The following is a 1,892-nucleotide window of genomic DNA, read 5'->3' on the forward strand; positions in this document are numbered from 1 at the left end:
TCTACAATTTTTCCACGGTCCAATACAATTATCCTATCCATGTTTGAAAGGGTCGATAATCGATGGGCAATAGCGAGTACAGTTTTACCGTTCATCACTTGCTCAAAAGCTTTTTGTATTGTCGCTTCCACTTCGCTATCTAATGCGCTTGTTGCCTCATCAAGTACCAAAACTGGAGCATTTTTTATGATCGCCCGCGCAAGAGCAATACGTTGGCGTTGGCCGCCTGAAAGTTTAACTCCACGTTCTCCTAAAAAAGCGTCATATCCTTTACGGCCATTGTTGTCTATGAGGTCTTTAATAAACTCGTGAGCACCTGCCTTTATGGACGCTGAACTGACTTCTTCAAATGATGCATCAGGTTTTCCATAAAGTATGTTTTCCTTTGCAGACCTGTTAAACATTGAAGTTTCTTGTGACACCATGCCGATCTGACGCCGAAGGCTGTCTTGGGTTACATGCAAAATGTTTTGCCCATCAATAAAAATCCCACCGGATTCTGGATCGTGCAACCTCAGTAGTAAATTAACTAGTGTAGATTTCCCCGCCCCAGACGCTCCGACAAGGCCGATCTTTTCTCCAGGCTCTAAAGTAAGCGAAATTTCATTTACACCGGCGATTTTTTGCCCGTAGGAGAATGAGACATTTTTAAATTGAATTTTACCATGAGGTATGATCAGAGTGCCTGCATTTTTTCGATCAAGCATAGTTTGAGGAACTGCCAAAGTATGCATGGCGTCTTCAACTTCACCAAGCTTAGTGTAAATGGTCATTAGCGAAAAACCAACCCAGCCTGCCATCATTGTTAGACGCATTGATACTGAACCAGCAGCAACAATTTCACCAGGAGATATTTTTCCTTGAAACCAAAGAGCGATAGCAAAGGTGAAAACGGCGGCAAAAACTATGCTGGCATATATCATCATAAAAGTTCGAAACCAAACGAGTTCACCACCGTAGATAGTGAGTTTTTTACGAAGCTTTCCAAAAGCTTCCAAGGCAGCAGAGTCCTCGTGCTTTGAGTTCGCAAATATTTTGACCACATTGATATTGCTTATAGTGTCTACAATTTGACCCGTGGCAACGGCTTGCGCGTTTGCTGTGGTAGCTGCTTTTGCTTTGATGCGCGGCATGAAAAAACGCATTACAAATACAAAGCCAACAAACCACAAAAGTACAACTAATCCGATCCGCCAATCTATTATGCTTATAATAACTACGGCAGCTATCACTGACGTAAGAGCGAACAGAACCGTGTGTATACTTTCAACCACTACATCTGTTAACGCACTAGCTGCTTGAACCTCTTTTTGTGCCACACGCCCGGCAAAATCATTTTCAAAAAAGGTTTTTGAATGACCTAGCGTCCATCGATGAATACGGGTGGCTATTAGGGTTCTAATACCTGGCGTAAGTATTACAGACTGGATGTAAGCTGAAACTGCAAAAAATAACGGCCTTGCTCCTAGCAAAAAGACAACGGCAACAATTAGCACAAACAGCTTTTCTGACAACAAAACGCTAGGGTTAGTATCAAGTAATAAATCCAAGATATACCCCATCAACGCTGCTGTTAGTGTTTCTGCAATCCCAGACAATATACTTGCCACTGCAGCCAAGCCTATTACAAAATGGCTGCCGCTCAAGCACCAGTAGCAAAACTTTAGAAGGCTTTCAGGTGGCGTCCCCGATGACTCATTTAGATGATCTATGGAAAGATACGGCAGTCTCAATTTTACTACTCTATTTGAACTGAATTTTTCGTTAATTTTACATACAACGTAGGCTCAAGTAGTTAGCTAGGCTGAGATTTGAAAATTTCTAATTGATTTAATTATAAATTATCAAAACGAAGTATATGTGCATAAATTTTCAAAAAATTAAATTTGTAC

1 protein-coding gene is annotated in these 1,892 nt (G+C 41.1%); it reads right to left on the reverse strand.

Going from position 1 to position 1,892, the window contains the following annotated elements:
• On the reverse strand, window positions 1-1,598 hold a 1,598-nt coding region (locus ACTF5Q_RS02250; protein WP_438953072.1), incomplete at its 3' end, for an ABC transporter ATP-binding protein.
• Window positions 1,599-1,892: the final 294 nt, after the last annotated feature.

It is taken from the genome of Candidatus Salinivivens marinus (assembly GCF_965655845.1).
Taxonomy (GTDB): domain Bacteria; phylum Pseudomonadota; class Alphaproteobacteria; order Rhodobacterales; family Rhodobacteraceae; genus Salinivivens; species Salinivivens marinus.